This is a genomic window from Amycolatopsis sp. NPDC058986, from assembly GCF_042741125.1.
Lineage (GTDB): Bacteria > Actinomycetota > Actinomycetes > Mycobacteriales > Pseudonocardiaceae > Amycolatopsis.
Genome location: NZ_JBHYJW010000008.1, coordinates 83,684 through 107,056, shown reverse-complemented (window position 1 = coordinate 107,056; position 23,373 = coordinate 83,684). Strand labels below are relative to the sequence as shown.

Genomic DNA, 23,373 nt, shown 5'->3' with positions numbered 1-23,373 from the left:
GTGTGCGCAGGGGGACACCTGCGGGTGCTTCATCGTCGGGGCACGGCGTCCCGGTGCGGGCCGGGCAGGCCGGGGGATTCCTGGGCGGGATCGTCGGCGTCCCGGCCGGTCCGGTCGTGGTAATGCGACGGCCGGCCGGGCGGACGCAACGTCTCGGGGTCCACGTTCCCGGTGTCCGTCGGAGGTCTGCCGGGAACCGGAGGATCGGGCAGGCTGTGCGGTGCCGACTGGACATCCTGATAATCGCCGGCCACGATCGCGGACACGTTGTACAAGGCCTCGCGGTTCTGATCCGTGAAGTAGTGACCGTGCGCGTCCCATGGCAGCGGTTCCGTCGTCTCCGCGCGGAATCGGTGTGCGCCGAATGACAAATCCGTCGGGTTCGCCCCGTGGGTATTGGCGCCGGTCGCCCGAAGCCCGCCGATCTGTGCGATCTTGTCGTGGGAGGCCGTACCCACGTATACGCGGTCCGGCGCGTCCGGGTGTATCTGCGCGGCGTTCGTTGTTCCCGCGCCGGCGCCGATGCTGCCGACCAGGACCACGTCGTCCTTCGCCGTGTAGGCGTGGTGATCCGAGCCCGCGTGTCCGACCACGGTGCTGCCGTAGCTGTGCCCGACCACGGTCAGGTGTGGTTGGTTGCCGCCTCGGATGGCTCGCAGCCCGGCGAGGTCGTTCGCCAGATAGCCGCCGCCTTCGGTCGCCGGTCCTTCACTGACCACCGTGGGGTCGGGTGCCGCCGGCGGGATGTCGTAGCCGAACCATGCCAGCACGGCGGCGGACTTGCCGGGTGTCGCGTTCCTGGCCTCGCGATAGATGTTTCCGGCGTTGGTGACTCCGCCGGGTTCGCCGTTGGTGCTCGGAAGGGTGGTGGCGTTGTTGCTGATCCCGGGAACGTACACGGACGTGTTCGCGGCGGTGTCCAGGTCGCCGACGGAGATGGCGATCCGGCCCTTGCCGCCGAACTTCGACGGTTCGTACAGGTACAGCTGCGTCACGACGGGCTGGCCGGTGACCGGATCCCGATGGCCCGCCCCCTCGCGCAAGGCCGCGACGACCGCCTGGGCGTTGCGCCGGACGTCGGGGTTGTCGCTGTGCTGGTCCACCGAGAGCGCGACCCGGTTGGCCTTGTCACGGTCGGTCGCGGGAACGCCGTTGAGATTACCGATCTCGCGGTAGTTGTAGCTGATCGCGTACTGCCGTTGTTCCGGGGTCAGGCCTTTCCACCACGCCGCGACCGTCTTCGGGTCGGCGCCCTTGGGAGGCAGTGTCACCGGTGCGCCGCTGCCCTCGTCGAGTCCGCCTGGTGCGACGAATCCCAGGGCGGACAACGCTTTGTTGTGCGCGGCGAGCTGTTTGTCATAGGCCTGGTGGACCTTGTCGATGGCCTGTCCGCTCGTTTTGACGAGCGCGACGGCCTGCGCCAGCAGCGCTTTCGCCTGCGCGTCGGGGTTTGTCGTCCCGGGGTTCTTGTACGCAGTCGACGCGACCGCATCGTATTGCTGCTGGATCTTCTGCAGATTACCTTCCAGCGTGGTGACATTCGCCTTCGCGTAGTTCGTCGCGCTGGTCAGGTCGTCGGCGATCCCGTCCAGCATCGTGGCGATCTTCGTCAGGTTGCCCGCGCCCAGTTTGGTCTTCGTGCTCGCGACGAACCCGGCCTCGTCATGCACCGGCGTACTGTCCACTTTGTACCCGGAGGCGGTGAGCCGGGAAGCCTGCTGACCGAGTTCACCAGCCAGCTTGGCATTACCGCCCGCCTTCGCGAAATGGGCGGCCAGGTTGGTGATCTCGATCGGATCGCCGACGGCGAGCTGGTCGCGCAGCTTCCACGGGTCGATGCCCGCGCGCGCGGCAAGGTCCTCATTGGACAACGGCATGCTGTATCTCCTCTGGTGCTCCGACGCCGGGAAGTGATCGGCTCACATGCCGTCGGTGACCTGGCGGACGGTCGACTCGTTGCTGACGCTGGTCGTGTCCGCGGTGAGCTGCTCGCCCTGCTGCGCGGTCGAGTGGGCGCGGGACGCGAGGTGCGTGCGGTCCTCGGCGGCGGTCCGCGCGCCGTGGACGCCGGACGTCTGGGCGTGGGTCAGCGCACCGGCGATCGACCCGGCCGAGCCGACGTCGCCGAAGATGCTCCCGGAGATCTGCCCGGAACTCAGGGTCCGCGCGACGCCGTCGGCGGCCTCGCTCGCCGCGGTGTTCTGCCTCCCGCCGGTGTGCAGCTCGTCGCTGTCGTACTGGAATCCGCCGTTGGCCATCGTGGTCTCCCTTCGCTCCCTGCCCCGAGTCGGGCTGTCGGCGGGTTCGACGCCGGGTAGCGGCTCGCCGGTTCGGCGCGAGTGCTTACGGAGGTCTTACCTGCCGGTGCCGGGGATGCGGGCAGGGGTCACCGCATCCGGGGCGGAGCCAGCCTGCGCGGGCGGACTGGGCGCGATCCTTGAAGAAATCTTGAACGCGCCGGGCAGCAGGCGGGCAGCCAGGCCGGCTCAGAGTTCGGCGAGGAACGCCGCTGCCCGCGTCAGCCCCGGCCGGTACCCGCACCGCTCACACTGGGCGGCGGACAGCTCGGCGAACCGGCGGGCCGAGCCGGCGTCACCCAGCGCCAGCCCCGCGACGGCCGCGGCCAGCAGCGCCCGTGCTTCGAACACACCCAGCCGGTGCGTCCTGGCCAGGGAAAGGGCCCGCTCGGCATCCGCTGTGTCGTGGGTGTGCTCGGCGTACCGGACCAGCGTCAGCACCCGGCTCCGGGGATCCCTGGCCGAGTCGGCCGCGTCGTGAGCCTGGCGGAACAGCGCGGCCGCCCGTGGGGCATCACCGTCGTGCGCGGCGACTACAGCCAGTGCGCTGTATGCCTCGGCTTCGACGTCGCGGAAGCTCAGCAGCTCCGCGAGGGCCCGTGCCTGTTCGGCGGCACGCGCGGCTTCGGGAAGACGTCCCGCGGCCAGCAGTGTGCTGGTCAGGTTGGCCAGGACGTTCGCCTTCAGCGACCGGTTTCCCAGTTCGATCGTCAGCCCGATGGCCTGCTCGTGGTGGCCGACGGCTTCTTCGACATCGCCGAGCTGGGTCAGCGCGCTGCCGATATCGGTCAGCGCGTTCGCCTCGCGGTACTTCGCCGGTTCGGTGCGGATCTGCCGGAGTTCGGCCCGCAGATGAGGAAGCGCGGCGTTGAGCAGGCCCTGCCGTTCGTAGAGCGCGCCGAGGTTTCCGTGCGCGTTGCCCTCGATCGCCGGTTCCCCGATGGACGCCGCCAGCTCGATCGCCTCGTGCAGCGCGGCGACGGCCTCATCGGCCCGGTTCACCTTGGGCAGGACCCAGCCGAGCTGGGTGAGGACCAGGGCCTTCGCGGCCGCCCATCCCGTCCGGTCGGCGTGTTCCGCGGCGCGGGTGAACGTCCGGACGGCCTCCTCGTCCCGCAGCCGGACCCGGTACAGATAGCCCTGGGAGATCAGTGCCGACGTCGCCGCGCGGTCGTCGCCGGCGGCGTCGGCGGTATGGAAGGCGTGCTCGGTCAACCGTTGCCATTCCGCGTCGTTCCGCCGTGTCTGCAGATAGCCGCGCAGAAGGTCGCACAGCAGCCAGGTCAGCTCGTCACGGCCGAGCTTCGGTGCGGCCTCGGCCAGCCCCAGCAGGGCGACGCGCTCGGTGTCCAGCCAGGCGATGGCGGCGGCGTCGTCGGCGAAGTCCAGCGGCGTCACTGCCGCGCGAGGCGGTGGCAACGGCAGGCGGGCGAGCACCGGCGCGCCGATCGTGACCGCCCGCGCGGTGGTGCGCAGGAAGAACTCGGCGACCCGGTCGGCAGCGGCGGCGCGCTCGTCGGCGGAATCCTCGGCCAGCGCGCGTTCCTGCCCGAACTGGCGCATCAGGTCGTGGAAGGTGACCCGGCCGTGCGCGCCCGGCTGGAGCATGTGGGCGCTCACCAGCCGGTCGAGCGGGCGGCGCGCGGCCGCCGAGGTGAGGCCCGCCGCGGCCGCCGCGATCTCCAGGGTGGCGTCCGGCCCCGGGTGCAGGGACAACAGCCGGAACAACCGGCGCTGCTCCGGGTCGAGGCGCTGGTAGGACAACTCGAACGCGCTCCGCACGGTGGCTTCGGCGTCTCCGGTTTCCAGCGCGGCCAACGGCGTCTCGGTACGGAGTTCGCCGACGAAGTCCCCGATGTCGCACGCGGGATCGTCCAAGAGGTTCGCCACCGCGATCCGCAGCGCGAGCGGGAGGCCACCGCAGAGCCGGACCAACTCGCCGGCCGCGGCGGAATCCGCGCTCCGGCCGGGGCCGATCCCGCGAGCGAGTACCGCGAGCGCTTCGTCACGCGGCAGGCTGTCCAGCCGCAGCCGTCGCGCACCCTCGTCGACGAGCAGCCCGGAAAGCCGGTCGCGGCTGGTGACGATCACCGCGCTTCCCGGCCGTCCCGGCAGCAGCGGGCGGACCTGCTCGGCGCTGCCCGCGTTGTCCAGCAGTACCAGCACACGCCGCTCGGCGAGCAGCGAGCGGTAGAGCGCCGCGGCGTCGTGCTCGTCGACCGGGATCTGCTCGGGTAGCACGCCCAGCGCCCGCAGGAACGCCCACAACACGTCGATCGACCGCAGCGGCGGGGTCTTCGCATACCCCCGCAGGTTGACATACAGCTGTCCGTCCGGGAACCGCGTGGCGACCCGGTGGCTCCACGTGAGCGCCAGCGCGGTCTTGCCGACCCCCGGCGTGCCGGTGACCAGGAGGATGCCGGGCGCCTGCTCCCCGGCGTCCGGGAGCAACGCGTCGAGCCGGGCCAGTTCCGGTGCCCGGCCGACGAACCCGGCGGGCGCCGCGGGAAGCTGCGCCGGTACCGGCATGGTCGGTCGTGGCGCCGCGGTCGGTTCCAGCGCCTTCCGGTACGCCTCCAGCAGCGCGGGCCCGGGCCCGGTGCCGAGTTCGTCGGCGAGCCGGCGCACGACGGCCTGGTAGCACTCGGCCGCTTCGGTGCTCTGGCCGGTTTCGGTGAGCGCCAGCACGAGTTGCGCGGTCAGTGCCTCGGCGAGCGGGTATGCCGGGATCAGCGGGCGGAGCCGCGCGATGACCTCCTCCGCGCCGTCCTCGGCCCGCCGCAGCGTCGCCCATTCGGTGAGCAGGCTGAGCCGCTGGCGACGCAGATGGTTCCGCGTCCGCTCGACCCAGTCCCCGGCGAGACCGTCGAGTGGCTCGCCCCGCCACAGATCGAGTGCCTGCCGCAGGGCCTCGGTTCGGCGCGGCGCGGGCAGTCGCTCCGCCTTGCCGAGCAGCGCGGCCGCCCGCCGGACGTCGACCTCGGCCTCCCCGAGGTCGATCTGGTAGCCGCCCGCGTGCCGCCGGATCTTGACACCGCTGCGCTGCAGTGCCTTCCGCAGCCGTGCCAGGTAGCTGTACAGGGTGTTGCGAGCCTCGTCGGGTGGCATGTCACCCCAGACGCGGTCGATGAGTGTGCTCGCGGAGATCTGCGGCTCGGCCGAGATGAGCAGGACCGCGAGCACACAACGCTGTTTCGCCGGGCCGAGGTCGAGCTGGACCTCACCGACCTTGGCCGTCACCGGGCCGAGCAGGCGGAATTCGACGTCAGTGGGCAAGGATCCGGCCACCCTCGCGCGCCAGTTCGGTCCGCAGTGCCGGGGCGGGGGAGCGGGCCATCACGTAACCGGTTTCCCGGAGCAACTGTTCGGCCTTGCCGAAGCACTGGTCCGCCGCAGGGACATCACCCGCGGTGATGGCCGCGCCGGTCATGGCGAGCAGCGTGCGCGCCTCCAGGCCGCGGAATCCGTTGGCGCGGTTGATTTTGAGCGCCTGGGCGAGATCGTCCGCTTCGCGGGTGTGCTCGGCGAGGCGGGTCGCGGCTTCGGCGAGCGTGCGGGGATCGCCCGCGGTGCGCCCGGCCGCCACGGCGCGGGCGTGCAGCCTCGCGGCCCGGTCCCGCTGTCCCGCCCATCCGGCGATCGTCGCGAGGACGCTCGTCGCCGCCGCGATCATGCGGTGGGTCTTGGTTTCGACGGCGATCGCGAGCGCCCGTCCGGCCTCTTCGGTGGCGTCCGCGGCACGCCCGGCCGCGAGGTGGGCCGACGCCAGGTTGATCCGGCAACCCGCCTCGTGCACGGGATTCCCGATCCGGCGAGCGAGGGCGAGGCCGTGCGACGCGTGTTCGACGGCCTTGTCCGCGTGGCCGAGTTCGAGGACCACCAGCGCGAGCGTGGTGAGCACCTGGGACTCCTGGAATGCGTCGCCGAGCTCGCGGCACAACGCGAGACAAGGGGTGAGATGGCGTTCGGCGTCGCCCAGCGCGCCGAGCTCCCGGCAGACGTCACCGAGCTGGTTGCGCGCCTCGCATTCGATGGCGGCGTCGTGGGACCGCCGCGCGAGCTTTACCGCGTGCTCGAGGCAGTCGACGCTGTCCTGGGGCTGACGGAGCTTGTGATACACGGCGCCGAGCTGGACCAGGATCGCGGCCTCGGCGATCGGCCACGTGGCCTGTTTCGCGGCCGTCAGCGCGTTGGTCAGGCTGAGCAGGGCCTCGGGAGTGTTGCCGCCGACGCGCAGCAGTGCTCCCTGCGACAGGTACGCGACCGCCTGCGCCCGATGGCCCCCGTGCCGCCGCGCGGCGGACACCCCGGCCCGGGTGACCGTCCGCCATGCCAGGTAGTGGGCTCGGCGATGGAGAAAGCCGCGTAGCAGGTCGGACAGTAGCCACGTCGTGGCGGGTCGCCCTTCCCAGTCGGCGGTCTCGGCGAAGGCCACGAGCGTGACGAGTTCGGTGTCCAGCCAGCGTTCCGCGTCCGCGGGGCCGGTGAACGTCCGGGGCGCCGGTCCGGCCGGCAGCGGGAGCCGCGGCGAGACGGGCGCGGCGAGCCGTACGGCGGCGTCGGCGGTCCGGACGTAGTGATCGGCGAGGCGGGCCGCCGCCATCCTTCTGTCTACATAGGACTCCTCGGCGCGGAGGCACTCCTCGGCGTAATACCGGAGCAGGTCGTGGAAGGCGTACCGTGTCGCCGTGCGCTGCTCGACGAGGCTCGCGGACGCGAGCGCGCGCATCGCGCGTTTCGCCTCGCCGGGGGAGAGATCCGCGAGCGCGCAGGCCGCCTCCACGGTGAAGTCCGGACCGGGATGCAGGCCCAGCAAGCGGAAAACCCGCTTCGCCGCCGGGGGAAGACGTCGGTAGGAGGAGGCGAACGTGGCCCGGATCGTGGTGTCCGGATCCTCGCGTTCCAGTACCGCCAACGGATTTCCCGCCCGCAGCTCCTCCGCGTACGGTGTGAGCCCGAGGCCGGGATGCTCCAGCAGATGCGCCGCGACGATCCGGAGTGCCAGCGGGAAGTTGCCGCATCGCTTGGCGAGCGTCGCCGCGGCGGCGGGCTCGGCTGCGACCCTGGCGTCGCCGAGCACGCGGGCGAGCAGGGCGACCGCGTCGTCATCGGTCAGCGGTCCCACGACGATTCGGTGCGCGCCGATCTCGGCGACGAGATCGCCGAGCCGATGGCGGCTGGTGACCACCGCGAGATTGCCGGGGCCACTGGGCAGCAGGGAGCGCAGCTGGTCGGTGTCGGCGGCGTTGTCGAGCACGACGAGCGTCCTGCGGGTGGCGAGCAACGAACGGTAGAGCGCGGACGCGCTGTCCTCGTCCAGCGGGACGTCGTCCGGGACGACGCCGAGCGCGTGCAGGAACGTGGTCAGCACGGTGATCGCCGGCAGCGGCTCGCCGTACGCGTGGCCGCGGAGATTCACGTACAGCTGCCCGTCCGGGAACCGCGCGGCGATCCGGTGTGCCCATGCCACGGCGAGCGCCGTCTTTCCCGCCCCGCCGGTGCCTGACAGCAACAGTGCGGTCCCTCCTTCTTCGGCGAGCGCGTCGAGACGGGCGAACTCGGCGTCCCGTCCGGCGAAGCCGCTCGGCGCGGCGGGCAATGGGGAGGGCGACGGCGGCTTCTTGGTCCGGGCGACGGGCGACGGCCGCTCCGCGCCGCGCAGCAGCTCACGATGGACCGCGCTCAGCGGGGCACCCGGCGAGACGTCCAGCTCTGCGCGGAGCCGGAGGCGTTTGGCCTCGAAGTACTCGAGTGCCTCCGCGGTCCGGCCCTCGGCGTGCAGTGCTCGCATGAGCAGGGCGATCAGGGACTCCGCGTGCGGGTAGTCCTCGAGTGCGGCGCCGAGCCGGTCGACGACCACACCGGAGCGGCCGAGGCCGAGGTTCGCGGACGCCCAGTCGCCCAGCACCGCGACATGGCGGCTGTGCAGCTCGGCGCGGACCGACTCGGCCCAGTCTCCCGGCAGGCCGTGCAACGGCTCACCGCGCCATTCTGCGACGGCGGTCTCCAGTTCTCGCGCGGCCTCAGGCGGTGGAAGATCCCGTGCGCGGCCGACGGCCGCCGCAAACCGATGCAGGTCCACACGATCGGGTGGAACGTGCAGAGTGTAGCCGCAGCGCGTCCTGCTCAGCTCGACCGCGCAGTCCCGCAGGAGCCCGCGGAGCCGGGTGACATAGCTGTACAGCGCGTTCCGCACTTCGCCGGGCGGATCGGTGCCCCAGACCCGCCCGACCAGCACATCGGTCGCCACCTCCCGGCCCGCTCGCATCAGCAGCACGGCCAGCACACAGCGTTGCTTCGCCGGCCCGAGATCGAGCCGCACATCACCGTCGCGTAGTTCGACGGGCCCCAACAACCGGAAATCCACGGTTTCCTCCCCCGACCCCTCGGCCCCCATGCCGTGTCCAGAACGCTGGTTAGGCCATTCAGCTTCCATCATGCGCCCGGCAGGCTCAAGGTTCCTTCAAGGTTCCCGACAAGTCGAACACCGCACCCTCGGCACATCGACGGCGGAAGCCTGCCCACGCCGAGTGTGGGTGAACGTTCCCGGCGTTCCGTCGGGTCCGGACCGCCGGTAAGCGCTCCGTAAGGAGTTGCGCAGAACCGCCCGGAACGGACCGGCGTCGAACCTCTCGACCGCCCCGGAGCGGGGCGGCGAACCGGAAGGGAGAACCGACCATGACCGGTCCCATGATCGATATGGCCCAGGTGCAGGCGGCCGAGCGCGTGGTCGCCGACGCGGTGAGCCAGATGGAGGGCGTGACCAAGAGGATCCTCGCGCAGGCGGGCCTCAGCGAAGCCGCGATGAAGGCGCCCGCCGGCCAGATCACCTCGACCACGTTCCACGACCTCGGCGGCGGCGGGCGGGCGCTGGCCGAAACGCTCAACCAGTTGCACGTCGACCTCGGCAAGCTGCGCCAGGTGGCCGCTCGCGGTTCGGACGACGCCTCGGCCGCCGCGTCGCAGGGCACCGTCGGCGGCACCGGTTCGGACGTCGCCGCGGGCATGGCCTGACCACCACATCTTCAGCGAAAGGGAACTGACATGACCGACCACGGCAGCAGGATCGAGTTCCGCGTCGAGGACATCCACCAGATCGCCACCAGTACCCGGGCACACCAGGCCGAGTGGGACAACATCTGGAACACCGTCAAGACCCGCCTCTCCGGCGTGGTCTCCCAGGCGCTCGACGCGGCGACCGGCTCGTCGCTCGAGGAACGCAGCGCCGAGTACCACCGCAAGACCCAGGTCTACAACCAGCAGTTGCAGGCCCAGCAGCACGCTGTCGGCCGCGTCGGGGACATCGCCGAGGAGACCAATGTCAGCATGCAGAACACGATCCGTAAGCACTAGCCATGGCTGCCGACGACGTCGTCCTCGACCCGGCGGACTGGGACTCCTACGCCGGTCGGCTGCGCGCGAACAACAACGCCGCGCAACTGGTCGAGCAACTGCAGGCCGCGCTCGTCCCGGAATCGGTGTTCGGCACTGTCGCCGGGGGCGCCGCGGCAGCCGCACGGCTGCGGGGCGCGATCGCCGAAACCGTGCGTGAGCTCCAGGCGATCGGGGTGAACATCGAGGAACTGGCCAGCAACGCCATCGCCGCAGGGAAGATCGCCCAGCGCGGCGCGTTGTCCACCGAACAGCAGGCGCGTGCCGCGAAGGCGCACCGGCTGGACGTGGAGAGCGGACCGGGGAGGTAGAAAAGCTATGTCTGGCAACGACTTCGACGCGCTATACGCCCAGATCACCAGCGCGGCGCCGGGGGAGCTGATGGCGGCGGCCGCGGCGTGGCGCGGGTTCGCCGTGGCCTGCCACGCCCAGGCCGCCAAGGCGGGCCACACCGCGAGCGAGATCGGCCGGACCCCGACAGCGCCGTACCAGGCCGCGGTCGACCGGCTCACCCCGATCGGCCGCCGGGTCGACGCCCTCGCCGCCCGCGCGCAGAGCGTGTCGTCCCAGCTGGCCGCCGCGGGGGAGGTCGGCGCGCAGGCACTGATGGAAGCGCAGGTGCAGAAGGCCAAGGTCGACGCTGCGCGGACCGCGCAGGCGAACGCGTCACGGGAGGCGGGCGGAGGCGACACCGGGGTACACCCGAACGGCGCCGCCGGACTGGGAACCAACGCCCCGCTGCGGGCACAGGCCATGGCCGAGCAGGAAGGAGCCGCGGCACTGCAGATCCAGGTGGACCGCGTCGCCAAGGCCTACAACGCGTTCCAACCGGCGACGACGCCTGCTCCGGACACCGGGGGCGGAGGAGATGCGGGCGGAGCCACCGACGGCGGAGGAGCGGGCGGCGGTTCCTCCCGAACCAGCACGTCGACGTCCGCCTCCGCACCTCCGCCGGCATCGCCCCCGGCACACGGCTCGCCGCCGGGGGACTTCGACGGCTGGGTCCGGGATCCGCGCACCGGCTACTTGATCGACCCGGTGAGCGGCCAGGAGTACAGCCCCCAGGACGCCCGCTATGTCGACCCGGTGACCGGTAAGCCGTTCGGGGACGTCGACCGGTACGCCTCCCGGCTGGAAGGACTCTCCGGCGGGGCACCGCTCACGGGCGGAGTTCCGTTGGCGGGCGGGGCCTCCCGGGCGCCACTGTTCGGTGGCGGCGTCCCGCCGAGCCTCGACCCGGCGAACCCCGCCGCGGCACAGCTGCAGCAGGCCGCGGCGCAGGCCATGGCCGCCAAGGCCGCCGCGGCTCGGGGTTTCGCGGCCGCGATGGGAGGCCAGCAGCAACACCCGCCTTTCGTCCCGCACGGTGGCGGGGCCGCGCGCGGCGCCCGGCGCGCGCCGCGAAGCGGCACGCCGGCGAAGGAACCACGGTCCGTGTGGGGCGGTCATCCGGTCGCGAACCGCCGTGCGGACAAGGAGAAAAGGGGCGACCCCGACGACGAGCGTCATCGGGCCGGTGCCGACGACGACGTCTGGGCCGACAACACCCGGCTCCCGACCGGCCTGCTCGACAACGAGCGATAACCGCAGTCCACAAAGGATATATTCGCGCCACGCCGCTCCGTGAATGCCATATTAGGCCTCTCCATTCTGCAGTTGTTGGCCAGGTGAGATCGACTGGGCCGGTGGTGGTCGTGGTGTAGCGGTATTGCCGAGCGGGCATCGGCTGGGCCGGAAACGCGGTGGAGCCCCCGGATGTTGATCAATCCGTGGCTCAAGAAGCGTCCAAGGGCTCCGCTTTCACTGTCACGCGCGACATTGACCCATCGTCGCGGCCTTGCCCGCCATGATCGGGGGAACACCTTAACCGCCGCCCCGGACGTCGCAGAGCTCCGCCACGACACCGGCCCGGTTACCCGGGTGGGGCGTCAGGGCAGGGTCGCGGTGTCCACCGCCTGGATCTGGCGGGACCCGAAGTCGGTGACCAGGAGGGTGCTCCCGTCCGGGCTGAGGGCGAACTCGCGGGGGAACGCGCCGGTGGGGACGCGCCCGAGGGCGGGTTTGCCGCCGAGCGCGGCGCGGGTGTCCACGACGGTCAGCCCGGTGCTCGCGCCGGGCGCGGCGAAGCGGTTGGAGTCGGCGGTGACGATCCGGCCGCCGTCCCGGGCGAAGGCGAGCCCAACCGGGGCGGTGCCGACCTGGACCGAGGTCAGCAGCGCCTGGCCGGGGGCGGTGACCAGCGCCGCGGCGTCGAAGGCGAGCAGGGCGTTGCTCTGCCGCGCGGTGACCCACACCGTCTTCCCGTCGGGCGCGGCGGCGACACGCACCGGGTTGCAGCCCGCGGGCACGTTCCGCAGCACGGAATTGCCGGGATTCGTTTCCAGGGTGGCGAGATCGAGCACGCTGAGCTGTCCCTGCCCGCCGTCGGGCGCGACCTGGCTGGTCGCGTACAGCCGACGCCCGTCGGAGGAAAGCGCGGTGCCGACCACGGCCTTGCCCAGTGCGACCGCGCCGACGACCGCGCCGGGGCCGAACCCGGTGTCGAGCGCCTTGCGCAGATCGAAGACCTCGATGGCGCCTCGACCGCCGGTTTGGGTGTTCCCGTACTCCTGGCTGACGAAGGCGTACCGGTCGTCGGGGGAGACGGTCACCTCGATCGCGCTGGTCCCGGCCGTGCCGGTGAGCGTGCCCAGCGCCGCGTCCGGCTGACCGGCCGCGGCCTTGGCCGCGTCCAGCACGATCGCGCCGCTGCCCGTGGCGACGAGCAGGGTGCGGCCGTCGTGCGTCAGCGTGAGCCCGGTGGCGCCTTCCTTGCCGAGACCGGCGGACGGGAGTGGGGTCGTCCGCGTCAGCCGGGGCGGGAAGGCGCCCGTGTCGAGCACGCCGAGCTGGGTGCCGAGGGCGACGAACGCCGTGTGGCCGGACGGCGCGTAGGCCAGCCCGAACGGGTTGGCGGGGACGGTCAGGCTCGCCGCGCGGACGCCGTCGAGCGTTCGCTGCGGTGGTGCGGTGGTCTGGCACCCCGGCGCGGTCGCGGAAATTCCCGTGACCGCGGTGGTCGTGCTGCCGGACGCGGCGGCGCATCCGCCGGTCAGCGTGGCCGCCGCGACGATCGCCGCGGCCCCGAAAGACCACAGCCGACGATGATTAATGCCGTTCACGGGAATTCTCCGATCACACGTTTCGATGCGGGGTGAAAGCCGCGGATGCGGCGCCGAGATTACCGGATCCGGCGGGAAACGTGCTGGAAAAAGGGCGTAATGGGAAATCGTCCGCGTTATTCGGCTTTTGTGCGGTTCGGTTTCGCCGTCGAGGTGTGGTGAATTAGGCAGGCGTCTAGGTAGTTCTACCGATGCTCGTGAACGTTCCGCCCGGTTCTGGCGTCGGGAACGCTTACGAGTCCTTGGCCTCGGGCGCGGTGATGACGTCGAGGACTTCGTCCGCGATGCGGGCCGCGCTCGCGCGGTAGCGTTCGTTCAGCCGGTGGAAGAGCCGTTCGGCGCGGATGGCGGGCCAGTCGGCGGCCAGGTGTTCCGCGGGCAGGTGCGGGTCCTGGCGCACCAGGTCGAGCCAGCCGGTGTGCAGGAGCAGTTGCCGCGCCAGGTCGTCGGTGGCCGAGGGGAACGGCCGCCGGATGTCCCATTGGTCCAGGAATGCACGGTAGCGCGCGGCGATGGCTTCGGTGTCGAACGCCTTCGCGACCAGTTCGGCGGACTCGGTCGGCTTGGCGTGCTGGGCGGTGAACACGGTGACGTTGCCCGCGAGTCCGAGGTCGTCGACGATCGCGGCGACGTCCTTGATCCCCGGCGCGATCCACAATCCGTTCTGCAGCATGCCGAAGCCGGCCCAGAGCAGCTGGGAACGCAGATCGTGCCGCTCGTTTCGCCGGGTGTCGGGCAGCGAGAAGCCGACCAGGGTCCAGTTGCCGTCCCAGTGCCGGTTGACCGCGCCGGTGTCGTGGATCCGCCGTTCCCCGTCGAGGAGCACTTCGGTGGCGCGGGCGGTCAGCCCGAAGTAGGCACGACGGCCTTCGCGGTGCCGGGTCAGCAGTCCGCGGGTGGTCATCCGGGTGAGTGTCGAGCGGACGGCGTCTTCGGACACGCCGACGCGGCCGAGCACATCGATGACGCTGCCGGAGTAGACGGCCGTGCCCCGCCCGAGCACGTAGAGCCCGAGGAAGTTGAGCATCACGGACTGGGGGCGGGCCAGGTGGCCCGGTGTGGAGTCGTCGACGTGGCTGGCTGTCACGGCCTCAGCCTAATCGGCCATCGAACGTTGGGCATCATCTTGACGGCCGTCACTATTTCGCCCTACTTTGAGCTGGCGAGGCAAGCGGAGAAAGGACATCGCATGGATCTGGCGGGGAAAGTCGCCATCGTCACCGGCGCGGGCCGTGGGCTCGGCCGGGCCTACGCCGAGGCACTCGCGGCCGCGGGTGCGGCCGTGGTGGTCAACGACGTGGACGCCGACGCGGCCGGGCGGGTGGCCGACGCGATCACCGCCGCCGGTGGTGAGGCGGTGCCGGTGGCCGCGCCGGTCGGCCGCGCCGAGGTCGCCGATCGGCTGGTGTCGGCCGCGGTCGAGCGGTTCGGGCGGCTCGACGTGCTGGTGACCAACGCGGGCATCCTGCGGGACAGGGTGCTGTGGAAGATGAGCGACGAGGAGTTCGACGCCGTCGTCGACGTCCACCTGCGCGGCACGTTCACCTGCGCCCGCGCGGCCGCGGTGCGCATGCGCGAACAGGGCACGGGCGGCCGCCTGATCCTGATCTCCTCACCCGCCGGACAGCGCGGGAACTTCGGCCAGACCAACTACGCCGCCGCGAAGGCGGGGATCGTGGCGATGGCCCGCACCTGGGCGCTGGAACTGGCCAAGGCCGGGATCGCGGTGAACGCCGTCGTGCCGGTGGCCGCCACCGAGATGACCAAGACCATCCCCGCGTTCGCGCCGGTCATCGCCGATTCCGAGCGGACGGGGCAGCCCTTCCCGGACTGGCTGCGCAAGGGCGAAGGCCTGGGCACGGTCGAGGACGTCGCGTCCTTGATCGTCTTCCTCGCCTCGGATGCGTCCGCCGGGGTGACCGGGCAGGCCATCGGGATCGGCGGGGACAAACTGGCGTTGTGGGCGCATCCCCAGGAGAAGGCCACGGCCTACGCCGACGGTGGCTGGAGCGCGGACGCGATCGCCGAGTCCTGGCAGACCGGGGTCGGCGCCGAGCCGGAAACCTACGGCATCCCGGCGCCTACGGCGGCGGGGGCCTGAGATGACGATCGACGTCGGGGACCTGGTCGCGATCGACGTGCACACCCACGCCGAGATCTCCGAGGACGGCCACGGATCGCTGAGCCCCGAGCTGATCGAGGCGTCGGCGAAGTACTTTACTAATCCGGCCAAAAGTAGGCCGACCCCCACGCAGCACGTAACCGTTGCTACGAAGTCATTCGGCCGTGACTGTGGTCGGATTAGTAATGATCGGCACAGCAGGGCAGGGGAGCACCGGCAGCCGACGATCCCGGAAATGGCCGCCTACTACCGCGAACGCCGGATGGCCGCCGTCGTGTTCACTGTGGACGCCGAACACGCCACCGGACATCCGCGCATCGCCAACGAGGAGGTCGCGCGCAGCTGTGCCGAACACCCCGACGTACTCATCCCGTTCGCCAGCGTCGATCCGTGGAAGGGCAAGGCCGGTGCGCGCGAAGCACGTCGGCTGGTGACCGAACACGGTGTGCGCGGCTTCAAGTTCCACCCGAGCATCCAGGGATTCGCGCCCAACGACCCGGTGGCCTATCCGCTGTACGAGGTGATCGAGGAGCTGGGTGTTCCCGCGCTGTTCCACAGTGGACAGACCGGGATCGGCGCCGGGGTACCGGGTGGCGGCGGGATCCGGCTGAAGTACTCGAATCCGATGCTCGTCGACGACGTCGCCGTCGACTTCCCCGAACTGCGGATCATCCTGGCGCACCCGTCCTTCCCCTGGCAGGACGAGGCATTGGCGGTCGCCACCCACAAGCCGTACGTCCACATCGACCTGTCCGGATGGTCGCCGAAGTACTTCCCGCCGCAGCTGGTGCGTTACGCCAATTCGCTGCTACAGGACAAGGTGCTGTTCGGTTCGGACTATCCGGTGCTCACTCCGGACCGGTGGCTCGCAGACTTCGCCGAACTGGACATCAAGCCCGAAGTCCGTCCCAAGATCCTCAAGACGAACGCGGCCCGGCTTCTCGGCCTGACGAAAGAGGGAGAACGCCCATGACCATCACCGTCCAAGGCATCGAGGAACTTTCCGCACTTCCCGGGCGCGATCTCGGGCACACGGACTGGATGGCGATCACCCAGGACCGTGTCGACACCTTCGCCGACGCCACCGACGACCACCAGTGGATCCACGTCGATCCCGTGCGGGCCAAGGCCGGGCCGTTCGGCGGCACCATTGCGCACGGGTACCTGACCCTGTCGCTGCTGATCCCGCTGTTCGGCGAACTGCTCGACATCGCCGGTGTGCGCATGAGCGTCAACTACGGCCTGGAGAAGGTGCGGTTCCCGAACCCGGTGCGCGTCGGCGACAAGATCCGGCTGGCGGGCAAGGTCGCCTCGGTCGAGCCGGTCCCCGGTGACGGCGTGCAGATGTCGCTCGACTTCACCGTCGAGATCGACGGCGCCGCGAAACCCGCCTGTGTCGCCCGCGCGGTCTACCGCCACTACGCCTGAACCGGACGAGGAGAACGCAGATGACTTCCCGTATCCTCCTCACCTGCGCCGCGGCGGCGACGCTCGTGCTGTCCGCCGCCGCACCGGCGACGGCCGCGGATCACGGCCACTATGAGGGAAAGCTCGCCGACGGCGCGGCCTGGATGATGGACGTGCCGCGGAACTGGAACGGCACCGTGCTGCTCTACAGCCACGGCTACCGCCCGGCGGGGGCGCCCAACGTCGCCGAGGACGCCCCGAGCACCGCGGTCGCCGGCGTGGCGCTCGAACAGGGTTACGCGCTCATCGGCTCGTCCTACGCGAGCACCGGATGGGCCGTCGAACAGGCCGTGCCCGACCAGCTGTCCACTTTGGACGTGTTCACCGCGCGCTTCGGTGCGGCCCGGCGGACGATCGCCTGGGGCACATCCTACGGCGGCCTGGTCACCACGGCCATCGCCGAACGTCATCCGGAGCGGATCGACGGTTCGCTCGCGATGTGCGGGCTGGTGCACGGCGGCGTCGCCAACTGGAACAGCACCCTCGACGCCGCGTACGCGGTGAAAACCCTGCTGGCGCCTGACACTTCGGTGCCGTTGACCGGACTCGGCGACCAGGCGACCGCCACCAAGGCCGCCGCCACGATGACCGGTGTGGTGAACACCGCCCAGAACACCTCGCAGGGCAGGGCACGGCTCGCGCTGGCCGCCGCGCTGCACAACATCCCCGGCTACAACGACCCCGGCCAGCCCCGGCCTGCCGAGCACGACTGGCCTGCGCAGCAACAAAACCAATACCAAGCTTTCACCCGGTTCTTCACGGCGGCGATGAACTGGCGCCAGGAGGCCGAAACCCGGGCCGGGGGAAACATGTCCTGGAACACCGGCGTCGACTACAGCCGGATGCTGTCCCGTTCGCCCTACTCGACCGAGGTCGAGGCCCTCTACAAGGCTGCGGGTCTTTCGCTGCGCGGCGATCTCGACACACTGGCGAACAGCCCGCGGATCAGCGCCGACCCACACGCTGTCGCCTATATGAAGCGCAACGTGGCCTTCACCGGAAAGCTGGTCAAGCCGCAGCTGGACATCCACACCACCGGTGACGGCCTGGTGCCGGTGCAGGCGGAGAGTGCCTACCACGACGCCGTCGCCGAGGCTGGGTCGTCCCGGCTGCTGCGTCAGTCCTATGTGGACCGCGCGGGGCACTGCACGTTCACCGCCGGGGAGCAGCTGGCCGCGCTGCACACGGTGGAGGACCGGGTCGGTACCGGAAAATGGGGTGACACCGGTCCCGCCGCGATGAATGCCAGGGCCACGGCGGCTCAGCCCGGCGCCGCACACGCCTACGTCCGCTACCGGCCCGCTCCCTACCCGCGTCCCTTCGACCTCGCCAATGCCCAGCGTTAGTCCACTTTGGTCCCACCCGCGACGAAGAGGGTTCCGGCCATGTCCGATCGCAGATCCACGCAACTTCGCCGCGCTGTCGCGTCGAGCTTCCTCGGCAGCGTGATCGAGTACTACGATTTCCTGCTCTACGCAACGGCTTCCGCCCTGGTGTTCGGCAAGGTCTTCTTCACCGGCCTCGACTCGTGGGTGGCGACCATCGCCAGCCTCGGAACGTTCACCACCGGTTACCTGGCCCGGCCGCTCGGCGGCCTGATCTTCGGGCACTTCGGTGACCGGGTGGGGCGTAAGCGCATGCTGGTGCTGACGATGGTGCTGATGGGGGCTGCCAGTTTCCTGATCGGGCTGCTGCCGACGTACCGGCAGGTCGGCGCGTGGGCACCGGTCGGTCTGGTGCTGCTCCGGGTGCTGCAGGGGGTGGCCGTCGGCGGCGAGTGGGGCGGCGCCGTGCTGATGTCCGCGGAGCACGCCACCTCCCGGCGGGGCCTGTGGGCCGGCTTCACCAACGCCGGCGCGCCCTGCGGCATGCTGCTGTCCACGGCGGCGCTGACCGGAACCGCCGCCGCGGTCGGCGAGTCGGCCTTCCTTGCCTGGGGCTGGCGCGTTCCGTTCCTGCTCAGCATCGCACTGCTGGTCACCGGACTGTTCGTCCGGCTGAAGGTCGAGGAACCTCCGGTGTTCCGGGCGGCGAAACACGACCTGCGCGGCCCACCCCTGCTCGAGGTGCTGCGCAGACATCCGCGTCCGCTCCTGCTCGGCATCGGCACCGGGCTCGCGGCCTTCGTCGCCCAGGCCACGCTGACCACCTACGTGCTCGCCTACGGCGTTCAGGTCGGCTTCACCCGGCAGACCGTGCTCAACAGCATCACGATCTCCTCGGCGTTCGCCGTCGTCGGCATCATCGCGTGGTCGGCGCTGTCCGACCGGATCGGCAGACGGCCGGTCGTGCTGGCCGGGGCGTGCGCGATGGCGGTCTTCAGTTTCGTGCTGTTCCCGTTGGTGGACAGCGGTAGCAGCGCGTTGCTCGTCCTCGCGCTGGTGCTCGGGCAGGGCGTGGTGCACCCGATGATGTTCGGCCCGCTGGCCGCCCTGTACACCGAGCTGTTCAGCACCCGGTCCCGGTACACCGGCGTCTCGCTCGGCTATCAGCTCGCCAGCCTCGGCGGGGGACTGGCGCCGCTGTTGTTCGCGCAGCTACGGAACACCGGCGCGATATCCGCCACGATCACCGCGTTCTGCGTCCTGGCCGCGGGGTGCGTGCTGTCGTTGCGGGAAACCAGCCGTCAGGATCTGAGTGCCGTGGAAACCACGCCGGAGAAAGAGGGAACGCACTGATGCGCAACGAAGGCCTGGGCGGCTGGCCCGTCCGGCGGGCACTCATGACCCCCGGCCGCACCGCGTTCGTGTTCGGCGGCGGCGCGTTCACCTACGCGGAGTTCGCCGGCCGCACCGCCCGGCTCGCCTCCCGGTTGCGGGCGGCAGGTGTCGAGCCGGGGACCAGGGTCGCGTATCTGGGCCCGAACCACCTCGCGCTCGTCGAGACGATGTTCGCCACCCACCGGCTCGGCGGCGTCTTCGTCCCGCTGAACTTCCGGCTCACCGCGCCGGAAATCGCCTACCAGCTCGACGACTCCGGTCCGGCCGTGCTGGTCTACGGGCCGGAATGTGCTGCCACGGTGCGAGGAATCGACGAGCACCCGGCCCAGGTCGTCGCGCTCGCCGGACCCGCAGTCGGCGAGGCCGAGTACGAATCCTGGCTCGCGGGCGGCGAGGACACCCCGATCGACGTGCCCGTGCGGCTCGACGACGTCGCGCTCATCCTCTACACCTCGGGCACCACCGGGCGGCCGAAAGGCGCCCTGCTGACGCACGGGAACATCGTCTGGAACACCTGCAACGTGCTCGTCGGCGTCGACCTGACCGCCGACGACCGCGCCCTGATCAGCGCGCCGCTGTTCCACGTCGCCGCGCTGAACCAGACGCTGCTCCCGACGTTCATCAAGGGCGGCTGTTCGGTGATCGCGCCGGGATGGGACGTCGACACGTGCTACGACCTGATCGAGAAGCACCGCGTCACCTGGATGTTCGGGGTCACGACCATGTTCGCCGACCTTGCCGGATCACCGCGGTGGCCCGGCACCGACCTGTCCTCGGTACGCATGGTGATGTCCGGCGGTGCCGCGGTTCCCGAGGCGCTCATCCGCACCTACCAGGAACGCGGGCTGGTGTTCTGCCAGGGCTACGGGATGACCGAGACCGCGCCCGGCGCGACTTTCCTGGAAGCGGCCGAAAGCCTCCGGAAGACGGGTTCCGCCGGTGTCCCGGCGTTTTTCACCAGCGTGCGCGTCGTGCGTCCAGACCTCACCGACGTCGCGCCCGGCGAACCGGGCGAGGTTCTCGTCCGCGGCCCGAACGTCAGCCCCGGCTACTGGCGGAACCCGGAAGCCACGGCCGCGTCTCGCACCGACGACGAGTGGTTCCGCTCCGGCGACATGGGCGTGATCGACGACGAAGGCCACCTCTACGTCGTCGACCGGGTCAAGGACATGTTCATCTCCGGTGGCGAGAACGTCTACCCCGCCGAGGTCGAGAACGCGATCTTCGAGCACCCCGCGGTCGCCGAGGTGGCCGTGGTCGGTGTCCCCGACGAGAAATGGGGCGAGGCTGGCAAGGCGTACGTGGTGTGCCGGCCGGGCACCCGGCTGACCCGGGACGAACTCCGCGAGTTCCTGCGTTCCCGGCTGGCCAAGTACAAGATCCCGGTACATCTGGAAGTCCGCGACGCCCTGCCGCGGACCGGTTCGGGCAAGGTCCGGAAGGACCGGCTGCGGGCGACCACACAACGGTCGAACTCGTCGCCGCACGGGTGATCCCGCGGCTAGGGCGTGTCTGACAAACATCCCGGTTGACTATTGGGATGCTGCTGGTCGTGTCGCGGTTTCAGTGGCTCTCAGATGATCAGTGGGCCTTGATCGAGGACCTGCTGCCGGGGTTCCGTCCCGTCGGACGCCTCTCCGTCCAACGCCCCGTGATTCCGCGTACCGGGATCGCCGGTGTGCCGCAAACCCGGTCGGCGACATCCGGCGTTTGACCGGCCCGGCGCCGCACTGTCCATTGAGGACATGGCCGGGGTGTTCGGCCGCTGTGGCCGGGTCACCTCGCGAACAGGGTGCGGACGAAGGTGGTGGTGTCCGGCAGCGCGGCGACCGGTGTGCCGCCGTGGTCGGCCGGGTAGGTCCGGTAGGTGCCGGGCTGCCCGTTGGCGGCCACCAGTACGGCCCGCCGGAAGGATCTGGTCATCGCTTTCCTTTTCACGTCCGCGACGCTCCGGATGCGGTGGGGCGCGGGGAGCACCCCACCGCGCCGGAACACCGGTCGCTCAGCCGACCTGGGTGGTGCCGAGCAGGGTGTCCTGGTCCGGCGGGTCGAGCTGGAGGTTGACGTCGAACTCGGCCAGCGACGGATCCTGCACGTCGGTCTTGATGTGGGTGCCGGCCTTCGGGTCCACGGTGGTCTTCGCCTCACCCGTGGGGGTTTCCTGCGGAATGGTGAACTTCACGGTGCCGTCCGCCTTGAAAGTGAGCGGACCCTGCGCCGGCACCGGAGTTTCCGGGATCGGTACCTCGACGCTGAGCGGGACGGTCTGGCCGCCGTTCGCGGTCAGCGTCACCGAGGACGTGATGGTGCCGGACAGTTTCGTGGCACCGATCAGCCGCAGGCCGTCACCCGCCGAGGCACCGGCGTCCACGTCCAGGCTGAACGGCACGTCGACCGTGTCGCCGGGCTGGACACTCGCGGGGATGTCCGCGTGCACGACGGTCTTCACCGACTGCGTGCCGATGATCGGGAACTCGCCGGTGAACGTCAGTTCCTTGTCCGCGGCGCTCGCCGTACCGGCGCCGAGCAGCCCCACGGTGACCGCCGTGACGGTGGCGAGGACGCCCGCTCTGGCCGCGGGACGCTTGGCGGCTTTCAACATGGATGACATTTCCGGACCTTTCTTCGGTGCGGGGAAGGAAAGAGAAACGTGGGCTGCAATCCGGGTTTCCGGTTGCCCGCCGAGGGGGACGTTAATGTGTAGACGATTCGAGGACAAGTGCCGTGAATCAATGTCCACAGGACAGGAAAACAAACCATAACCCGCATACGAATTGCCGAAGCGAAACTGTATCGCGGGTGATCGCCCACGCACTGAAACAACGTTCCGGACGACGGAACGAGCACGACATCACGGCCGGACCAGTGCCTCGGTGACGATCCTGGCGGTTTTCGCCGGGGTGGGGAAGGCGGCGGTCAGGTTGGCGGGGCCGAGGCGGACGACGACGGTGTCCGAGCCGGGGTCGATCTGGAGGATCTGGCCGCCGAGGCCGAGTGCCCAGTACATGTCCTGCGGGGCCGACGGGACGAGTTGGGTACGTGGGGCTTTCGTGCTCTCGTCGCGAGTCATGGGTTTCTGCACGGTGGCGACGGGGCCGAGCCGGTTGAGCCACCAGAGGTATCCGTAGGCGGCGCTGATGTCCTGCGAGGGCTTTCCGGTGGCGTCGGCGACCCACTGCGCGGGCACGGGCTGGGTGTCGTTCCACTGTCCCTTGCGCAGGAAGAGATAGCCGAAGCGGGCCATGTCCTGGCAGGTCGACTGCAGGCCCATGAACGTATTGGTGTTGCCCGCCTGGTCCTGGGTCATGTTCGAGTGCCTCATGCCCAGCGGGTCGAGGAGTTTCTTCCTGGCGTAGTCGACGGGCTTGTCGCCGGTGGCGGTGTGGAGCACGGCGTCGAGTGTCTGGATGGCGGTGTTGTTGTAGGCCCAGAACTGGCCGGGCGGGACGTCCTGGCGCTGGGAGACGGCGAACGCGGTCCGGTCCCGCGCGGCGAAGACCTTGACGGCGTCGTCGGCGAAGCTGCTCCAGTGCCGTCCGGAGTCGTTGCTCAGCAGGTCCTTGACCGTGACGTCGGCGGACGGGGTGCCCGCCCAGGAGGGAATGTAGCGCGACGCCTTGTCCTCGACGGCGAGCCTGTGTTCGGCCTGCGCGATGCCGACCAGCGTGCTCGACACCGACTTGGTCGCCGACCAGACCTCCTGCGCGGACTCGGGACCGGTGCCGTTCCAGTACCAGTCGGCGACCAGCCGCCCGTGCCGGACGACCGCGAGGCAGTTCGTCTTGTCCGCCTTCAGTTCCTCGGCGATCCGCGTCAGTTTGACCGGGTCGAATCCGGCCGCGGCCGGATCGCCGCGTTCCCATTCCGCGCCCGGATACGGGTTGCCGCCCACCTGACCGGCGACAGCCGGGCCGTTCGGCGCGACGGCCGCGCCGACGGTCATCACCGCGGCGGCCACGGCGGAAACAACCCTGCGGCGAGCAAAAGAAGGCATTGCCGTCCCTCCCACTCGGAAAACCCTGGACGCGGAAGAAAGCGTGGAGGGGCGGGGAAGCCGTGTCAACACTGCCCAGGCCGATATCCCCCATCCCCGGAATCATTTGTCATCTTTGTGAGCGCCGGGCCGTGCGGATTTCGAAGACAAGCGAGAGCGGTGAACATCCCGAACGATGCGACAAGGGCGTCCCTCGGCTTCGGGGGCGGTGTGATCCGAT

20 protein-coding genes are annotated in these 23,373 nt (G+C 70.4%); 11 read left to right on the top strand and 9 right to left on the bottom strand.

The annotated features are described in order from the left end of the window. Positions 1-29: 29 nt before the first annotated feature. From ACFW0G_RS10285 to ACFW0G_RS10270, 4 genes are all read right to left on the bottom strand, one after another. On the bottom strand, positions 30-1,877 hold the full coding sequence (locus ACFW0G_RS10285; RefSeq protein WP_378324632.1) for an alpha/beta hydrolase: 1,848 nt from the start codon (positions 1,875-1,877) through the stop codon (positions 30-32). 42 nt (positions 1,878-1,919) lie between these two features. Further along, on the bottom strand, positions 1,920-2,258 hold the full coding sequence (locus tag ACFW0G_RS10280; protein WP_378324631.1) for a DUF2563 family protein: 339 nt from the start codon (positions 2,256-2,258) through the stop codon (positions 1,920-1,922). A gap of 228 nt (positions 2,259-2,486) precedes the next feature. After that, positions 2,487-5,573 (bottom strand): BTAD domain-containing putative transcriptional regulator, encoded by a 3,087-nt coding sequence (locus ACFW0G_RS10275; RefSeq protein ID WP_378324629.1) that lies wholly within the window; start codon positions 5,571-5,573, stop codon positions 2,487-2,489. Beyond that, the gene (locus tag ACFW0G_RS10270) at positions 5,563-8,664 is read right to left on the bottom strand and encodes a BTAD domain-containing putative transcriptional regulator (RefSeq protein ID WP_378324627.1); all 3,102 of its coding nucleotides are present in this window, start codon (positions 8,662-8,664) and stop codon (positions 5,563-5,565) included. Before ACFW0G_RS10270 ends, ACFW0G_RS10275 begins: the two co-directional genes overlap by 11 nt. A gap of 311 nt (positions 8,665-8,975) precedes the next feature. On the opposite strand from ACFW0G_RS10270, the gene ACFW0G_RS10265 reads away from it, so the two are divergent. From ACFW0G_RS10265 to ACFW0G_RS10250, 4 genes are read left to right on the top strand one after another with little or no spacing between them, the layout of a single operon-like run. Continuing rightward, positions 8,976-9,311: a hypothetical protein gene (locus ACFW0G_RS10265; protein ID WP_378324626.1), complete on the top strand. Its 336-nt coding sequence runs from the start codon at positions 8,976-8,978 to the stop codon at positions 9,309-9,311. A gap of 30 nt (positions 9,312-9,341) precedes the next feature. Further along, positions 9,342-9,650, top strand: coding sequence for a hypothetical protein (locus tag ACFW0G_RS10260; protein WP_378324625.1), 309 nt, complete (start codon positions 9,342-9,344; stop codon positions 9,648-9,650). Positions 9,651-9,652: 2 nt separating this feature from the next. Next, positions 9,653-10,000, top strand: coding sequence for a hypothetical protein (locus ACFW0G_RS10255; protein WP_378324624.1), 348 nt, complete (start codon positions 9,653-9,655; stop codon positions 9,998-10,000). Between the two features lie 7 nt (positions 10,001-10,007). Next, a complete protein-coding gene (locus tag ACFW0G_RS10250; RefSeq protein WP_378324623.1) occupies positions 10,008-11,273 on the top strand; it encodes a hypothetical protein in 1,266 nt (421 codons plus the stop codon). Positions 11,274-11,617: 344 nt separating this feature from the next. Here ACFW0G_RS10250 and ACFW0G_RS10245 read toward each other — a convergent pair whose 3' ends face one another. Both ACFW0G_RS10245 and ACFW0G_RS10240 read right to left on the bottom strand, forming a co-directional pair. After that, positions 11,618-12,850, bottom strand: coding sequence for a hypothetical protein (locus tag ACFW0G_RS10245; RefSeq protein WP_378324622.1), 1,233 nt, complete (start codon positions 12,848-12,850; stop codon positions 11,618-11,620). 232 nt (positions 12,851-13,082) lie between these two features. After that, positions 13,083-13,937, bottom strand: a complete 855-nt coding sequence (locus ACFW0G_RS10240) for a PaaX family transcriptional regulator C-terminal domain-containing protein (RefSeq protein WP_378324621.1) — start codon at positions 13,935-13,937, stop codon at positions 13,083-13,085. 102 nt (positions 13,938-14,039) lie between these two features. On the opposite strand from ACFW0G_RS10240, the gene ACFW0G_RS10235 reads away from it, so the two are divergent. Genes ACFW0G_RS10235 through ACFW0G_RS10205 form a run of 7 tightly spaced genes read left to right on the top strand, consistent with a single transcriptional unit; the run spans position 14,040 to position 20,873 of the window. After that, the gene (locus tag ACFW0G_RS10235; RefSeq protein WP_378324620.1) at positions 14,040-14,951 is read left to right on the top strand and encodes an SDR family oxidoreductase; all 912 of its coding nucleotides are present in this window, start codon (positions 14,040-14,042) and stop codon (positions 14,949-14,951) included. Position 14,952: 1 nt separating this feature from the next. After that, positions 14,953-15,945 carry an amidohydrolase family protein gene (locus ACFW0G_RS10230; RefSeq protein WP_378324619.1) on the top strand — a complete coding sequence of 331 codons (993 nt, stop codon included), beginning with the start codon at positions 14,953-14,955 and terminating at the stop codon, positions 15,943-15,945. After that, on the top strand, positions 15,942-16,400 hold the full coding sequence (locus ACFW0G_RS10225; RefSeq protein WP_378324617.1) for a MaoC family dehydratase: 459 nt from the start codon (positions 15,942-15,944) through the stop codon (positions 16,398-16,400). Before ACFW0G_RS10230 ends, ACFW0G_RS10225 begins: the two co-directional genes overlap by 4 nt. Positions 16,401-16,420: 20 nt before the next feature. Continuing rightward, complete coding sequence (locus ACFW0G_RS10220) at positions 16,421-17,785, top strand: alpha/beta hydrolase family protein (protein ID WP_378324615.1); 1,365 nt, start codon at positions 16,421-16,423, stop codon at positions 17,783-17,785. A 39-nt stretch (positions 17,786-17,824) separates the two neighbouring features. Further along, complete coding sequence (locus tag ACFW0G_RS10215; RefSeq protein WP_378324614.1) at positions 17,825-19,117, top strand: MFS transporter; 1,293 nt, start codon at positions 17,825-17,827, stop codon at positions 19,115-19,117. Next, positions 19,117-20,652: a long-chain fatty acid--CoA ligase gene (locus ACFW0G_RS10210; protein ID WP_378324612.1), complete on the top strand. Its 1,536-nt coding sequence runs from the start codon at positions 19,117-19,119 to the stop codon at positions 20,650-20,652. Before ACFW0G_RS10215 ends, ACFW0G_RS10210 begins: the two co-directional genes overlap by 1 nt. Before the next feature lie 47 nt (positions 20,653-20,699). Next, on the top strand, positions 20,700-20,873 hold the full coding sequence (locus tag ACFW0G_RS10205; RefSeq protein WP_378324611.1) for a hypothetical protein: 174 nt from the start codon (positions 20,700-20,702) through the stop codon (positions 20,871-20,873). Between the two features lie 62 nt (positions 20,874-20,935). Here ACFW0G_RS10205 and ACFW0G_RS10200 read toward each other — a convergent pair whose 3' ends face one another. From ACFW0G_RS10200 to ACFW0G_RS10190, 3 genes are all read right to left on the bottom strand, one after another. After that, entirely contained in the window at positions 20,936-21,082 is a 147-nt protein-coding gene (locus ACFW0G_RS10200; RefSeq protein ID WP_378324610.1) for a hypothetical protein, read from the bottom strand. 79 nt (positions 21,083-21,161) lie between these two features. Beyond that, entirely contained in the window at positions 21,162-21,770 is a 609-nt protein-coding gene (locus tag ACFW0G_RS10195) for a DUF6801 domain-containing protein (protein ID WP_378324609.1), read from the bottom strand. 240 nt (positions 21,771-22,010) lie between these two features. Next, positions 22,011-23,153 carry a serine hydrolase domain-containing protein gene (locus ACFW0G_RS10190; RefSeq protein WP_378324608.1) on the bottom strand — a complete coding sequence of 381 codons (1,143 nt, stop codon included), beginning with the start codon at positions 23,151-23,153 and terminating at the stop codon, positions 22,011-22,013. Positions 23,154-23,373 lie beyond the last annotated feature (220 nt).

What these genes read in the sequence shown, in the direction of transcription:
- ACFW0G_RS10265 (WP_378324626.1), top strand. Translation starts at nt 8,976, where the DNA reads ATGACCGGTCCCATGATCGATATGGCCCAGGTGCAGGCGGCCGAGCGC.
- ACFW0G_RS10210 (WP_378324612.1), top strand. Translation starts at nt 19,117, where the DNA reads ATGCGCAACGAAGGCCTGGGCGGCTGGCCCGTCCGGCGGGCACTCATG.
- ACFW0G_RS10190 (WP_378324608.1), bottom strand. Translation starts at nt 23,153, where the DNA reads ATGCCTTCTTTTGCTCGCCGCAGGGTTGTTTCCGCCGTGGCCGCCGCG.
- ACFW0G_RS10250 (WP_378324623.1), top strand. Translation starts at nt 10,008, where the DNA reads ATGTCTGGCAACGACTTCGACGCGCTATACGCCCAGATCACCAGCGCG.
- ACFW0G_RS10215 (WP_378324614.1), top strand. Translation starts at nt 17,825, where the DNA reads ATGTCCGATCGCAGATCCACGCAACTTCGCCGCGCTGTCGCGTCGAGC.
- ACFW0G_RS10200 (WP_378324610.1), bottom strand. Translation starts at nt 21,082, where the DNA reads ATGACCAGATCCTTCCGGCGGGCCGTACTGGTGGCCGCCAACGGGCAG.
- ACFW0G_RS10235 (WP_378324620.1), top strand. Translation starts at nt 14,040, where the DNA reads ATGGATCTGGCGGGGAAAGTCGCCATCGTCACCGGCGCGGGCCGTGGG.
- ACFW0G_RS10260 (WP_378324625.1), top strand. Translation starts at nt 9,342, where the DNA reads ATGACCGACCACGGCAGCAGGATCGAGTTCCGCGTCGAGGACATCCAC.
- ACFW0G_RS10195 (WP_378324609.1), bottom strand. Translation starts at nt 21,770, where the DNA reads ATGTCATCCATGTTGAAAGCCGCCAAGCGTCCCGCGGCCAGAGCGGGC.
- ACFW0G_RS10230 (WP_378324619.1), top strand. Translation starts at nt 14,953, where the DNA reads ATGACGATCGACGTCGGGGACCTGGTCGCGATCGACGTGCACACCCAC.
- ACFW0G_RS10285 (WP_378324632.1), bottom strand. Translation starts at nt 1,877, where the DNA reads ATGCCGTTGTCCAATGAGGACCTTGCCGCGCGCGCGGGCATCGACCCG.
- ACFW0G_RS10220 (WP_378324615.1), top strand. Translation starts at nt 16,421, where the DNA reads ATGACTTCCCGTATCCTCCTCACCTGCGCCGCGGCGGCGACGCTCGTG.
- ACFW0G_RS10225 (WP_378324617.1), top strand. Translation starts at nt 15,942, where the DNA reads ATGACCATCACCGTCCAAGGCATCGAGGAACTTTCCGCACTTCCCGGG.
- ACFW0G_RS10205 (WP_378324611.1), top strand. Translation starts at nt 20,700, where the DNA reads ATGCTGCTGGTCGTGTCGCGGTTTCAGTGGCTCTCAGATGATCAGTGG.
- ACFW0G_RS10280 (WP_378324631.1), bottom strand. Translation starts at nt 2,258, where the DNA reads ATGGCCAACGGCGGATTCCAGTACGACAGCGACGAGCTGCACACCGGC.
- ACFW0G_RS10255 (WP_378324624.1), top strand. Translation starts at nt 9,653, where the DNA reads ATGGCTGCCGACGACGTCGTCCTCGACCCGGCGGACTGGGACTCCTAC.